General features: G+C 44.0%; 9 protein-coding genes. 8 read left to right on the forward strand and 1 reads right to left on the reverse strand.

All coding sequences use genetic code 11. The features are described from left to right. Positions 1-659: 659 nt before the first annotated feature. Positions 660-6326, forward strand: coding sequence for an AAA family ATPase (locus BUB11_RS04225; RefSeq protein ID WP_143187535.1), 5667 nt, complete (start codon positions 660-662; stop codon positions 6324-6326). On the opposite strand, the gene BUB11_RS04230 is transcribed toward BUB11_RS04225, so the two are convergent. Further along, complete coding sequence (locus BUB11_RS04230; RefSeq protein ID WP_084110146.1) at positions 6289-6990, reverse strand: response regulator transcription factor; 702 nt, start codon at positions 6988-6990, stop codon at positions 6289-6291. The two genes, BUB11_RS04225 and BUB11_RS04230, sit on opposite strands and share 38 nt — an antisense overlap. A 489-nt stretch (positions 6991-7479) precedes the next feature. Here BUB11_RS04230 and BUB11_RS04235 point away from each other — a divergent pair, with 489 nt between their 5' ends. The 7 genes from BUB11_RS04235 (at position 7480) to BUB11_RS04265 (ending at position 14582) form a co-directional block, all read left to right on the forward strand. Beyond that, entirely contained in the window at positions 7480-9342 is a 1863-nt protein-coding gene (locus BUB11_RS04235; RefSeq protein WP_073028102.1) for a polysaccharide biosynthesis protein, read from the forward strand. Between the two features lie 64 nt (positions 9343-9406). Further along, positions 9407-10012 carry a sugar transferase gene (locus BUB11_RS04240; protein WP_073028103.1) on the forward strand — a complete coding sequence of 202 codons (606 nt, stop codon included), beginning with the start codon at positions 9407-9409 and terminating at the stop codon, positions 10010-10012. Positions 10013-10039: 27 nt separating this feature from the next. Then, positions 10040-10594: a PglD-related sugar-binding protein gene (locus BUB11_RS04245; protein WP_073028105.1), complete on the forward strand. Its 555-nt coding sequence runs from the start codon at positions 10040-10042 to the stop codon at positions 10592-10594. Next, entirely contained in the window at positions 10582-11361 is a 780-nt protein-coding gene (locus BUB11_RS04250) for a methionyl-tRNA formyltransferase (RefSeq protein WP_073028106.1), read from the forward strand. Before BUB11_RS04245 ends, BUB11_RS04250 begins: the two co-directional genes overlap by 13 nt. A gap of 37 nt (positions 11362-11398) precedes the next feature. Then, the gene (locus tag BUB11_RS04255) at positions 11399-12256 is read left to right on the forward strand and encodes a polysaccharide deacetylase family protein (protein ID WP_073028108.1); all 858 of its coding nucleotides are present in this window, start codon (positions 11399-11401) and stop codon (positions 12254-12256) included. Between the two features lie 88 nt (positions 12257-12344). Then, positions 12345-13301: an NAD-dependent epimerase/dehydratase family protein gene (locus BUB11_RS04260; protein ID WP_073028110.1), complete on the forward strand. Its 957-nt coding sequence runs from the start codon at positions 12345-12347 to the stop codon at positions 13299-13301. Positions 13302-13316: 15 nt separating this feature from the next. Further along, positions 13317-14582, forward strand: coding sequence for a glycosyltransferase family 4 protein (locus BUB11_RS04265; RefSeq protein ID WP_073028112.1), 1266 nt, complete (start codon positions 13317-13319; stop codon positions 14580-14582). The last annotated feature ends 11 nt before the right edge of the window (positions 14583-14593 follow it).

The following is a 14593-nucleotide window of genomic DNA, read 5'->3' on the forward strand; positions in this document are numbered from 1 at the left end:
GAAATCGGAACACCCACTTAAAGAAGTGGGAGTCTCGGAATTAATTAAAAGTAGGGGCCGTAACGAAACTTGAGATTTTTTCAAGCTGGTGGTGCGTTATCCCAAAAAAGAGGACTGTACACCAAAGGTGTACAGTCCTCTAATATATTAAGGGGATTAACAAATAGAGTGGGGATGAAATAAACCGGAAAACAAGTTTCGTTACATCCCCTACTTTTGTCCCACATCCCCTCCAAGACAACAAGGATATTAAAATATGTCTCAGTTTCAAAGCCCTCTTTTAAATGTCCTTGACATGGGGTCCAGGTTAAATTGATATTAAAGGAGCTGCTTCTTTTAAAGCACGAGGAATTCCTGGAATGGGATTTCTCGTGCTTTTGACCTTTACCCGTCAATGCGGCAGGAAAACCACAGGCTCAGGTAGAATTTGTCAAGATAGGATCTTTTTGATTTAACTAAGCAGAAAAAGGTAACACGAGATTCGCTTTTATCAATAAATAGCAACATTGAAGTTGACCATGCTCATTTGTAAAAATGCGTATTGACGCTAAGTAAGGTGGTGGCCCCTCACGGACAACGTTGTGATCGACCTTGAAACAATTCCGGCCCACATCGTAAAAGATCAGTCATCAGGGATATATTTCCTGGAGCTGGAAGACATGCTGAGAAGGAAACCCCTGGACATCAAGAGTATTCTGATGATCGGCCTCAAGATCTCTGAAGAGTTAGCTCGTCTCCACGGACAGAAGATCATTTATAAGAACATCCGTCCCAACAGCATTAGGGTCAGTTTCGACAGATGCCATGTTAAACTGAAAGACGTCAGTCCGGGGGTCTCTTGCCCTCCTGCTGACTTGCGTTACCTATCCCCTGAACAGACCGGCAGAATCAATCGGCAGGTCGATCCCAGGACGGATCTCTATTCCCTGGGCATACTTTTCTATCATATGCTCAGCGGTCAACCTCCCTTTAATGCCAACGATCCCCTGGAACTTATTTACGCCCATTTGGCCAGAGAAGTCCTGCCCTTAAGCCGGTTGAACCCGAGCATTCCCTCGGTCTTGTCTGACATCACCCATAAACTCATGCATAAAAAGCCGGAAGATCGCTACCAAACTGCGGGCGCTCTCCAACGGGATCTGGAGAAATGTCTCGAACTTCTCAACCTCGAAAACCAATTAGAGCAGATCGAACCCTTCGAAATCGCCCAATTCGACAAGCAGAGAGGTTTATCAATACCCAACAAACTGTTTGGGCGGGATACTGAGCTGGAGACCCTTAAGCAGGTTTATCGACGGGTAAAGGACGGCAGTCAGGAACTCATCTTCCTTTCCGGCTATTCCGGGGTGGGAAAGACCGCTGTGGTCAACAAGTTCTTGGAATATGTACGGGAAAATGAGGGGAGCTTTTCAGGCGGAAAATTCGACCAGTACAAAAGCAACCTCCCCTACCTAGCCTTTATCCAGGCTTGCCAAGCTATTCTGAAGGAAATACTTTCAGAAAACCAGGCAGTAGTCCGTCACTGGAAAGAACAGATCCTCACTGCACTTGCCCCCAATGCGCAATTGATCGTGGATCTGATCCCTGAAGCAGGCATGATCATCGGGCCTCAGCCAGCGGTGGATAACCTGGGCCCCACGGAGGCCCAAACTAGGTTCAATACCGTCTTTCTGAAGTTTATCCAACTCTTCGCTCTCCCCGAGAAACCCCTGGTGCTATTTCTGGACGACCTGCAATGGGCAGATTTATTCAGCCTGCGTCTCATCGAACAGCTGGTCTTGGAGCAGTCCGGATTTCTGATGATCATTGGAGCTTACCGGGATAATAAGATCGATTCCACCCACCCTATACAGTCACTCTTCCATCGCCTTAAAGACCCGGGCCTAAAGGTCCAAGTCCTGGACATCAAGCCCCTGGAGCTAAGCCATGTCAACGAAATGATCTCTGCCACCCTGAAACGTCCCTGGGAGGAATCCCTGCCTCTGGCTCAAGTCTGTCTGATAAAGACCAAAGGAAATCCCTTTTTCCTGATTCAGTTTTTATACATGCTGAAAGAAGAAGGGCTTCTGAATCAGGAAGCCCTGCAATCTGCCTGGGGCTGGGATCTTCCGGCCATCTTGAGCTGTAAGGTCACGGAAAATGTCGTCGACTTGATGCTGGCAAAGATCAGCAAACTGCCTTTGCCCACCATCGAAATCCTGAAACTGGCCGCCTGTATCGGGAATGATTTTGACGCCTATACCTTAGAGATCGTGACGGAAAAGCCCCTGAGCGCAATCGAGAGAACCCTGAGAGAGGCTGTCGAGTCGGGACTTATCCTAGAGAACGGCAGGAAATACTTTTTTTTGCACGACCGAGTCCAGCAAGCCGCCTATTCCCTCCTGGAGGATGAGACAAAAACCACCATTCACTATAGAATCGGCAAGCTATCCATTGCCAAGCTAACAGAACAAGAACAGGAAAACCGCCTCTTCGAACTGGTCGATCATTTGAACATCGCCCTAAACTTAATCGACGATCCAACTGAACGTTACTTAGCAGCCAATCTGAATCTAAGAGCCGGCAAAAAAGCTAAAGCCTCTTCAGCCTATGAACGGGCTCTGGACTATTTCAGCTTGGGCAAAGAATTATGCCCTGAAGAAGCTTGGATTACTTACTACCCCCTGATGTTGGAGTTACATATTGAGCTGGCAGAAATGGCCTACGTTTGTACACAGTTCGAGCGCATGGAAGAAGTAGCGGCAGAGACCATGGTTCACTGTCAAGACAGCCTGGATATGGCGAGGATTTCAGAAATCATGATCGCCACCTATACTGCGGAAAACCAATTAGAAAAAGCCATGTTAACGGCAGAAAATATTCTGGGCCTATTAGGAGTGCACTTTCCTAAAAAGCCACATTTAGGGCATGTGATCCTCGAATATCTGAAAACCCTCTGGGCCTTGCGGGGCAAGGAAAGGGAAGACTTACTAGATCTCCCCAAGATGACGGATGAAAAGCACATGACCATTATGCGCATCCTCAACAGCACCGGGATCGGCAGCTACTCCGCTTCTTATAACACCATTATCTTAATCGTCCTCAAAGCCCTGCGCATCTCCCTTAGATATGGGATTACAGAAGAAACCATCGTGGCCTATTCCGCTTATGGCTACATTATCAACATGCTCTCGAAAAAAGCAGACAAAGGGTATGAATTCGGACAGCTAGCCCTGGAGTTGCAGGACAGACTGGGTGTCAAACGCTTTGACAGCAAGATCCGCATGATGTTTAACATGGTAATCAGACATAGCAAAGATCCTCTCAGAGCGACATTAGAGGATTTTCCCGGGACCTATTTAAGCGGTTTCGCCGCGGGAGACTTGCTTTCTGCCGGTCACTCCATCATGCAGTACTTTGTCTATTCCTATTTTTCCGGAGGGCAGCTTGCTGTTATCGAGGAAGAAATGCAGGAGCATCAGAATGCCATGCACAAAACAGGGCATGAAACCTCCCTCCGCCTCTGTCAACTCTATCGCCAGACTGCCTTGAATTTTGCCGGCAGAACCCCGGACCCCTGTGCCTTAGTGGGGGATTATTTTGATGAAAGAGTCCTGCTGCCGGTTTATACGAAGTCTAATGATCGGACGATTGTTTTCAACATCTATTTTCACCGTCTGATTCAGGCTTTCTATTTCCATCAACCCATACGAGCCTTAGAAAACCTACCCTTTGTCGAAGAATATCTGGACGGTGTCCTGGGAACCTTCTGCCTGCCCTTGGTTCATTTTTACGGATCATTAGTGATTGCCGCCAACTATGAGAGACTAAGTTTCTCTAAACGATATCTAAGCAGGCATAAGATTAAGGGGTCCATAAGAACCTTGGCAAAATTATCTCGCTCAGCCCCGGAAAATATCCTCAACAAGCTGTATCTCCTCAAAGCGGAAAAGGCCAGACTGGACAGAGAGGACTTTAAAGCAGCAACTTACTACGATTTGGCGATTAAGTATGGCAGAACTCACCAATTTATCCAAGAGGAAGCCCTGGCTAATGAACTGGCGGCTGAGTTTTATCTCTCTCGAGGGAGAGAGGCCTCGGCTAAATTCTATCTCCAGCAAGCCCTTGATTGCTACCATGAGTGGGGAGCTCAGGCTAAAGTGGATGATCTGCAGAAGCGTTATCCCAAATTGCTTCAGAATGGGTCTTATCCACCCTTGCCCAAGGGTATCCCGGATATCGATCTGTCCACCATTATTAAGATCGGGCAAGCCATTTCCAGTGAAATAGTCCTGGAGGACCTGCTTAAGCTGCTGATAAAAATCATGCTCCAAAACTCCGGCGCTCAAACCGTCGTCTTAATCATGAATCATGAAGATAGATTAACCGTGGAAGCGGAGGGGAATGCGGAGGATAACTCTGTCAGACTGTTGCAGTCCATGAGTCTGAACCAAGCAAGTTTTGATCTGCCCATCAAGTTGATCAGCTATGTGGTCAGAACGGGAGAAACCGTCACTTCAGATGGCCCCCAGAAGGATAAATCCATCCTCTGTCTGCCTGTGATTATTAAGAATAAGGTGATAGGCCTGTTTTACCTGGAAAATAACCTGGCACCGGGTATTTTCACAAAGCAGCGCTTACACCTATTACAGTTATTATCTTCCCAGATAGCCGTCTCCATAGAAAACGCCAGACAATATCAGAACCTGGAAAGCATTCTGGAAGACCATACCAAGGAATTGACCAAAAAAAATATTGCCCTCGCCGAGAGCAATCACAAGCTGGCAGAAGCCAATGAGAATAAAACCCGCTTCGTCGCCAATGTAAGCCATGAGATCAGGACCCCTCTTCAAGGGATTATGGGAATGACCAGCCTCCTGAAGAAAAATCATCGCTACAATGAGGATTATGTCAGGATGATTCAATCCTCCGCAGAATCCCTCTTAGGAATCATCAACGATATCCTGGACATCTCCAGAATAGAATCCAATCGCTTAGTGATTGAGGAGAGAGCCTTTAACCTCAAAGACTTACTCAGGCAAATCGTAGAAAGCTATGAGCCACAGGCCGGAGGCAAGGGGATACACCTAACTTCGAGTATATGTTCAGAGATTCCGGAATACCTAAGCGGAGATCCTTTAAGAATTAGTCAGATTCTCAATAATCTCTTAAACAATGCCCTGAAATTTACCCATCAAGGGCAGGTGAATTTTAGCGCCGGTTGTCTTACCGTCAATGAAATGCTGGTTGAGGTTGAATTTATCATAGAGGATACGGGCATCGGCATATCCCCCGAAAAGCTTCTAAGCATTTTTGAAAGCTTCTCCCAGGGGGATAGCAGTATCACCAAAAAATACGGCGGTACCGGGCTTGGTCTGACTATCGTCAAACGATTGGTGGAATTAATGGATGGGCACATTGAAGTACAGAGCCGGGAAGGTCAAGGCAGCAAGTTTCGTTGTCTCTTACCCCTGGGAAGGGCAACTCAGCAGGAGATCGCAGTTACAGAGGACAGCTTGAAGTTCGATTATCAAAAGAAAGACGACTTAAAACGATTAAAAATCATAGCCGCAGAAGACAACCTGGCCAATCAGACCTATATCAAGCACGTCCTGGCCTATCACAACTGTGAAGTAACCATTGTCAATAATGGCCTGGAACTAATACAAGCCCTGAAACTCATGGACTATGACTGTATCATGCTGGATAAGAATATGCCCGTCATGGGGGGCATAGAGACAACTCGAATCATTCGCAACCTGGAAGAAAACACGGGAAAGCATATCCCCATCGTTGCCCTCACTGCTTCCGCTATTCTCGGAGACCGTGAAAGACTTCTCGCCCAAGGGATTGATTATTATCTGGCCAAACCAATTCGGGAGGACTATTTACTGAACATCCTGCAGAAGATACGCCATTCGGGGGAAGTAAACCTAGAGTATCTTAGAGGGGGCAAACTCGAACCCAGAGGAGAGCAGGGGGATGAGCTTATTGATTACGAAGTTTTCCACCAGGAAGCAGAGCTATTTGGCAAAACAGTCATGCTGTCTATTATCGAGGACTTTCTAAGGAATTATCAATCCTTGCTGGAAAACATTGAGACGGATCTGGAGGCTTGCCAGGCTGACCCATTAGAAAAAAGCGCTCACAGATTGGCAAGCGCTTTGTCCTGTCTTTACTCAATGAAGGTTTTTGAGCTGGCTAAGAAGCTGGAACGGGAGGCTCAGGCCGGAAATTGGCAAGAGTTACAAGAACAGTACCACAAACTTAAGGCGCTAATCCCTGCCTTAATAGGGGAACTTCAGACCCTTAGAAAGAACTTGGAAGCCGATACCCCACATTTCTAACCGTCTCAATCAGACAAGAACTTAGCCCTGTTGCCTCAATCTTCTTGCGAATTCTGCGGATATGCACATCCACTGTGCGGGTTTCCCAGAAGACATCTTCAGACCAGATAGCATCTAAAATCTCACTGCGAGTAAAGACTCTGCCTGGCTTTTTAGCCAAATAACATAAGAGCTCAAATTCCTTGAAGGATAGCAGAAGCTCTTGGCCGTTCAGCGTAACACTGCGAGTAGCAAGGTCCATCTCCAGACTCCGGAATGAAATCTTGGAGGAAGAGGTGGCTGCACTCTGGTCTGTTCTGCGCAGGACGGCTTTTATGCGTGCAATCAGCTCGTGATAGCGAATCGGTTTAGAGATATAATCATCCGCCCCTAATTCCAGACCAATGACATTATCGATTTCGCTGTCCCGGCTTGTCAGCATAAGCACGGGAACCTTTCCTTTAATAGGATGATGCCGTATTTCCTTAAGAGTTGTCAGGCCGTCTATCCCCGGTAAGACCACATCTAAGATCACCAAATCAATGTCCAAGGAGTCTAAAATCCTCAGAGCGTCCTCTCCGGATTCTGCTTTATAAACTTGATAACCGTTTTTGCTCAGGGCTGAATCTAACAGGATCAAGACGTTAGGGTCATCGTCAACGATTAAAACATTAAGAATAGACATAGTTCTACCTCTTCTGCTGTAAAAGATTACTATGGTAAATTTGATAAATATTAGGTAATTTACATTATTGTAACATAAGAACGAAGAAATGTTACCCATGTTCTGTAAAATTACTTTGCAACCTATCAATTAAACTCGAGTAAATTCTTTACGAACAATGTTGAAGGAGAAAGAAAGGTAGATTTGGGAGTATGTTAGACGATAAAAGGAGTAATGAGATGACTGGTGTGAGTAAACGACATCTTTATATCAGAAATGCATAGAATTGCTGTAATATTGTAGGAATAATTGTCATTTTGTCTGCAGGAATTTCCATATTAACAACGAATTGGGAAATAAGTAGTCCTTTCTTAGGATGATAGGCCTACCTTGGTAGGACCATAGTCCTAATTATTATTTTCCCAATTAAGGGGGGCACAAGCTTAAGTTATTATTCCAAGGAGATTCTAGAGGGGTGTAATGGGTAATATAGTAATTTAAGGAAGGTCAATGACATTGAACCGAAATTCTTTATATTTAATGCTAATAGACGCAGTACTTGTTAACCTGGCTGCTTTCGGAAGCTTTTACCTTCGTTTCGAAGGAAATATCCCACAGGAATATTTCCTGACATATTATCATACTGCTTGGGCTGGGACACTCATCTACTTAGTCGTCTTTTCATTATTTGGTTTGTATAATCGGCTTTGGCAATATGCCAGTATCAGTGAACTTCTTTCCATTCTTTATGCAGTGGCCGTCGGAACGAGTAGCGTTGTACTCGTTATTTATTTCTTAGCCCCCATGCGCTACCCGAACACGGTGGCTGTGCTCTTTTGGCTGACCACCACCTTCTTAATCGGCGGCTCACGTTTCCTCGGGCGGATATTGCAAGATGGAGTCTTGAATGTTCGTATCCCCGGAATACCGAAGCGAGTCCTGATCATCGGGGCAGGGGATGCCGGGGCCTTAGGAATCCGAGAGTTGAAGAACAGTAATTATCGAGAAGGTTATCCAGTCGGGATCATTGATGACGCTCCGCAAAAGCAAAAACTCAAGTTAATGGGGATTCCCGTGTTAGGGACAAGGGTTGATATCCCGCGAGTTGTTAAAGCTCACAAAGTTGAAGAAATTATTATTGCCATGCCTTCGGCTCCTGGGAATGTCATTCGGGATATTACAGAGATTTGTGAAAAAAGCGAGGTCGTCATTAAGATCATCCCTGGTATTTATAATTATTTTAGTGGACAGGTGGATACCTTAAAAATCCGTGAAGTGCAGATTGAGGATTTATTGGGAAGAGATCAGGTAAATCTGGATATCGAAGAAGTAGCAGGCTATCTGGCAGGAGAAACCGTCTTAGTGACGGGAGCAGGCGGTTCCATCGGCTCAGAACTTTGTCGGCAAATAGGCAGGTTTAACCCAGAGAGGCTCATCCTAGTCGGTCGTGGCGAGAACAGTATTTTCGATATCGAGCAAGAACTGCGCTCGGACTCTCCCGGTATCAATCTCATAACGGAAATCTTGGATGTTAGAGATCGGGAAAAGGTCGAACTGGTCTTCAGAAAGTATAAACCCGGAGTCGTCTTTCATGCAGCCGCTCATAAGCATGTTCCTCTCATGGAGCGAAACCCAGAGGAAGCTTTGAAGAATAACATCTTAGGAACCTATAATGTTGCAGAAATATCCGACTTGACCCAAGTAAAGACCTTTGTACTTATTTCTACTGATAAGGCCATTAATCCAACCAGTATAATGGGGGCCACGAAACGAGTGGCCGAGATGATCATTCAAAGCTTAGACCGACGATCCCAAACCCGCTACGTCGCTGTCCGCTTTGGCAATGTCTTAGGGAGTCGAGGGAGTGTTATTCCGACCTTTAAGAAACAGATTGCTAAGGGTGGACCGGTAACAGTGACTCATCCAGAGATGGTTCGTTTCTTTATGACGATTCCCGAGGCAGCCCAACTCGTGATCCAGGCGGGTGCCATGGCTCGAGGAGGGGAAGTCTTCATCCTTGACATGGGAAAACCTGTGAAAATTGTCGATTTAGCACAAGATTTGATTAGATTGTCAGGGTTTGAGGTGGGTGTGGACATTAAGATTGAATTTACGGGCATACGTCCCGGGGAGAAGTTGTACGAAGAGCTTCTCACGGCAGAGGAAGGGACGACGAGCACGAAGCATCAGAGGATCTTTGTAGCGAAGCCGAGTGAAGTGGATGTTGCGGGGATTGAGGGATTGGTCCAGATGATTAGGGAGCGGGGTTCGCATTTAGAGAGAGATGAGATCGTGGAGGAGCTGGGAAGTGTCGTGGTGGGGTTTCAGCAACTTCCCAGGGGAAAAGAGATGGAGCGGGTGTCTGCGAGGTAGGGGTAGGGTTCATCTAAGTCTTTAAAGAGATATACGTTAAAAGGGGTAAGTTTGGAGGGTTAAGATGAAAAGATTTATGGATATTTTCTTAGGTCTTATACTGCTTGCTATTTTAAGTCCTTTGTTACTCATAGTTAGCCTTATCATAAAAGTCGATTCCAGAGGTCCGGCGTTATTTACCCAAAGAAGAATCGGAAGAAATAACAAAGAGTTTGTTTTTTATAAGTTTAGAACCATGCGGACTGACGCTCCAAATGTAGCGACTCATTTACTAAAGGATCCTCAAAGCTACATTACTCCTTTTGGAAGCTTCTTAAGAAAGACTAGTATAGATGAGCTGCCACAATTGTTGAACATTATTAAAGGGGATATGACGTTTATTGGACCACGGCCGGCCTTATATAATCAGTACGATTTGATAGACTTAAGAACAAAATGTGGAGTACACACGTTAAGACCAGGTGTTTCGGGATGGGCCCAGGTAAACGGACGGGACTGTCTGGAAATAAGTGAAAAGGTATATTTCGATTGCTACTACTTAGAAAATCACTCTTTAACCTTAGATATAAAAATAATACTCTATACATTCCTAAAGGTTCTTAAGGCAGATGGGATTCAAGAAGGGGCGCGAAATCCAAATATGGTTGAGAAAAGAGAAAGTGCAATGTAAGGGTAAATGGTAAGGTGGTGAGACGTATTGGCTGAGCTAATTATTATAGGAATGGGCGGACACAGTAAGGTGGTGACGGACATTGCTATTTTAAATGGATATAAGGTTTTGGGGTACCTCGATGACAATGAGCCGGTTGGAGAAGGTCGGGAATTGTATCTAGGCAAGATTGAGACGTTGCCAAGATGGGTTAGGGATGGGGTCGGTTTTGTTATTGCGATTGGGAATAATCTGGTGAGGAAAGCGATTGTTGAAAAGTACAAAGGGTTGAACTTAGATTATGTCAAGTTAGTTCATCCAGTTGCTATTATTGGAAGTAAAGTAGAGATTCTTGGTGGGAGTGTTGTGATGCCAGGGGCTATTATTAATGCTGACGCTAGGATAGGCGAGCATGTTATTGTGAATACGGCTGCTGCAGTTGATCATGATTGTGTCGTAGGGGATTTTGTTCATATTGCACAAGGTGCAGTTTTGGCTGGCGGCGTTAAGGTGGAGAGTTGTGCGGTTGTGGATGTTGGGGTGCGGGTTCAACGGGGATGTGTGGTAGTAAACGGAGAGAAGAGGATGTTATGCTCAAAGTAATAGTCATGACCCAGCAAGATAGGTTTTACATCCCTAAAAACATCCAGAAGATTATCGACAATTCAAATGTGCTTGAAATTGTAAATGTTAATTGCAAGAGTTCAGTACAAAACAAATTAAAGGATTTCGTAAGGTGGTTTGGATTTTTTCAGGTTGGAATGATGGGCATTTCGACGGTCATGCGATCTGTTATCGGCAAGATAGACCAGATTACTGGGTATAGGCTTTATAAAGGTCTGTGCGGTGTTGAGCATGTGGCGAAGAGGAATAATGTGCTGTACAGAGTAATTAACTCATCAAATAGTGAGAGCTTCTACAAAGAAGTGTATGAGTTGCAACCAGATGTAATAGTATCTTTTTCTGCTCCTCAGGTTATTGAGGAACCCCTGCTTTCCTGCCCGAAATATGGTATTTTGAATGTGCATGGGAGTTTATTGCCTGACTATAGGGGGTGTATGCCGAGCTTTTGGTATCTTTTCAACGAGGAAGAGTATGGTGGCGCGACGGTTCACTATATGTCTGAAAAGATTGATGATGGGGATATTGTCGCTCAAGACAAAGTATATATAGGCAATTGCAAGTCAATGTTAAAGCTCATGAAGTGCACAAAAGGGGTTGGTGGCGAACTTATGGTGAAGGCGATAAAGGCGTTGGAAACTAATACACTAGAACGTAGACCCAACATTGCTACCAAGGGCAGGTATTTCACTTGGCCAACTGCTGAACAGGGGAGAGCTTTTCGTTCAAAAGGGAAGCGTTTGATATAAAGTAGTGCTCAGATACGTGGTTTAAGAGAGGATTCATATGAGAAGATATTTTTTATCGCTTGATCTTGAAGAGTGGTATCACCTGGAATATGTAAAAGACTATAGGGGTGAAATAGCGTCAGATCAGAAGTTCGTGCCGCAGGTTATTCCATTTCTAAAGATAATGGCAGATGAGGGTGTCTACATGACGGTCTTCGTCTTGGAGGATATAGCTCGAGATAATGCAGATGTAATTAGGGAGATAATGGAAATGGGCCATGAGATAGCTTGTCACGGACAAGGTCACGAATTGGTTTATAATTTATCTGTTGAAGAGTTCAAGGAGAAAACAGAGAAAGCAAGACGGGTCTTAGAGGATATAGTTGGATCCCCTATTAAAGGATATAGGGCTCCTTGTTTCTCCATGGAAAACGAGAAACTGGATCTCCTTTGGAATCTGGGATTTAGGTACGACTCTAGTTTGATCCGTTTCAAGGAACATAAACTGTACAATGTGATGGACATGTCTGCCTTCGAAAAGGTGGAGAGTATGATCTACAGAAAAGGAGATAATTTCGAGTTTGAAACACCAACGCTCGATATTATGGGTAAATCAATTCCGATATCTGGTGGAGGGTATTTTAGACTGTTTCCACTGTGGTTGATGAAGTGGTTTATGAAGAAGCATTGGGAAAGTGAGGAAAACTTCATTTTTTATATACACCCTTTTGAGGTTTCCGGTGAACCGCTAAAGAACGCAAAAATGATGGGGCTGAAAAATTATTTTAGATTCCAGGTTGGTAGAAGGAGTTTGAAAAAAAAGTTGCTCAAGTATATAAGGTGGTTGAAGAAGCAGGATGTTGAGTTCTTGCGGTTTCAGGATTATTTGGAGCTAGTAGATAGCAAGGTAGGATAACGTTAGCTTTCACATATTAGCACAGCAGACAGAGAAAAATGACAACATAAGACAAGTGTTTATAGCAAAAATTAATAAGGTGACTTAAATGGAAAAAATAAAAAAGATACTAATTACTGGTGCAAACGGCATGATAGGCAGTGCCATTATCCGAGAACTAATAAATAAATACGAACTGATACTATTGGCCCCTCGTACACACAGGATTGAGGAATACGCGGATAGGGCCACGATAATTAAAAGTGATTTACTTGAAGTCAATGTGTGGCAGGGTATGCTTGATAACGTTTATTGTGTTGTACATCTAGCCGCTGCCGTTCATTGGATGCCAATGACAATTGAAGAGGAGCGGCAGTTTATTAAGACAAACGCTGAAGGTACCAGAATACTATATAACGCTTGCATAGATCATGGTGTAGAGAGATTCCTTTTCTTCAGCACAAACGATGTCTATGCAGTTTCAGATCAGTTGATAACTGAGAGAACGGCGACTGACCCACAGGGATTCTATGGAAAGAGTAAGTTACTCGCTGAACAGTACTTAAGGAAATCATCTAAGGGAAGCAAAACAGCGGTGTGCATCTTTCGACCCGCATCGGTATACGGTCAGAACGATAAGGGTAGCATGAAATCCTTAATAGCGTTTTGCCGCAAAGGTATTGTGCCAATGATTGGCAAGGGCGCAAACAAAAAGACGCTACTATATCTTAAGGATATAGTCCAGGCTACCGCAAGGTATATTGAAAGCGAAAACGACCTAGACGGTGAAGTTTTTAACATATCGTCGGGGGATTATGGATACAAGGAAATTATTGATTCCATTTGCGACTGTTACGGATTAAACCCGTTACGAGTATACATACCAACTTGGTTTTGTAAAAAGGTCGCGTCTAAGGTAGGGCCTCTAAAGAAACTTGCAGTAGCAGGGGAGATAAAGATCGTTTCAAACGATAAAGCTACTAAGATACTGAGGTATAAGGGAAAGTATTCTTTGGCAGACGGGCTAATGGATGCGAAGAGTTATTATGGAGTAAATCAAGAATGATCGAGGACGAACTTTATGAGCAGCAAAAATATTTGGGTATTTCATCATTATGCAACACCGCCAACAATGAACGGCTTTTCAAGACCGTATAACTTCGCGGTCCATATGAAAAATAAATATGATACGACAGTTTTTGCGGCATCATACCTTCATTTTTCCGATGTCAATCTTATCAATAGTAAGGAAGCTTACATTATTATTGAGGACTCGAATATTCCGTTTGTATTTGTGAACACGCCATCTTCTGCCCAAGGTACAGTTGCGAGAGTTAAGAATATGATAGTGTTTTATAAAAGGCTTTTTAGCGTAACGAACAAATATGCAAAAGAGCATGGCAAGCCCGATTTAATAATTGCATCGTCCCCTCATCCATTCACAATGATTGCCGGGATAAAAATTGCAAAGAAGTTCAAGGTTCCGTGCGTTTGCGAAATTCGTGACTTGTGGCCTGAAGCAATATTTGCCTTTGGCAAGACAACAGAGAACAGCATTCTAGGGAAGTGGCTTATTATGGGAGAGAATTGGATTTATAGAAGAGCTCATGCGCTTATATTTTTAAAAGAAGGCGATACGGATTATCTCAAAGAAAGAAAGTGGACTTTAGAGCAAGGCGGAAATATCGATTTAAATAAATGCCACTATATTAACAATGGTGTAGATATTGAGGCTTATACTAGACAGATGACTGAGACAGCGCTAGATGACCTAGACTTAATTGATGGCAAATTTAATGTTGTCTACACAGGTGCTATTCGGCCCATCAATAATGTGGGGAATATTCTTGACGCCGCTACCTTGCTGAAAGGTCATGACGATATTCAGTTCCTTATTTATGGTGACGGAAACCAACTGGAGGCTCTAAAACGACGGGTTATTGATGAAGAGATTACTAACGTAAAGTTTAAGGGCTATGTAGATAAAAAATATATTCCTTATGTGCTTAGTAGATCATCAGTTAATATTCTGAATTACTCCCAAACAACGTACAATTGGACAAGAGGCAACAGCTCTAACAAGCTCTTTGAGTATATGGCGTCTGGCAAACCTGTTATATCAACCGTGAGGATGGGTTACTGCATTTTAGAGAAGTATCAGTGTGGCCTTTCATTAGAACAACCAACGCCTGAAGAACTTGCCAAAACGATACTGAAAGTGCATGACATGCCTAGAGACCAGTATGAAGAGATGGCAAGAAATGCAAGAATGGGTGCTGAAGATTTTAATTATTTGGTTTTGACAGATAGGCTGATAAAAACAATAGATGGTATATTGAAAGATTAACTTGTATGAAA

It is taken from the genome of Desulfosporosinus lacus DSM 15449 (genome assembly GCF_900129935.1).
GTDB lineage: Bacteria > Bacillota > Desulfitobacteriia > Desulfitobacteriales > Desulfitobacteriaceae > Desulfosporosinus > Desulfosporosinus lacus.

Coding starts and splice junctions, on each gene's coding strand:
- BUB11_RS04240 (WP_073028103.1), top strand. CDS start 9,407: ATGAAAAGATTTATGGATATTTTCTTAGGTCTTATACTGCTTGCTATT.
- BUB11_RS04260 (WP_073028110.1), top strand. CDS start 12,345: ATGGAAAAAATAAAAAAGATACTAATTACTGGTGCAAACGGCATGATA.
- BUB11_RS04230 (WP_084110146.1), bottom strand. CDS start 6,990: ATGTCTATTCTTAATGTTTTAATCGTTGACGATGACCCTAACGTCTTG.
- BUB11_RS04235 (WP_073028102.1), top strand. CDS start 7,480: ATGACATTGAACCGAAATTCTTTATATTTAATGCTAATAGACGCAGTA.
- BUB11_RS04250 (WP_073028106.1), top strand. CDS start 10,582: ATGCTCAAAGTAATAGTCATGACCCAGCAAGATAGGTTTTACATCCCT.
- BUB11_RS04255 (WP_073028108.1), top strand. CDS start 11,399: ATGAGAAGATATTTTTTATCGCTTGATCTTGAAGAGTGGTATCACCTG.
- BUB11_RS04225 (WP_143187535.1), top strand. CDS start 660: ATGCTGAGAAGGAAACCCCTGGACATCAAGAGTATTCTGATGATCGGC.
- BUB11_RS04265 (WP_073028112.1), top strand. CDS start 13,317: ATGAGCAGCAAAAATATTTGGGTATTTCATCATTATGCAACACCGCCA.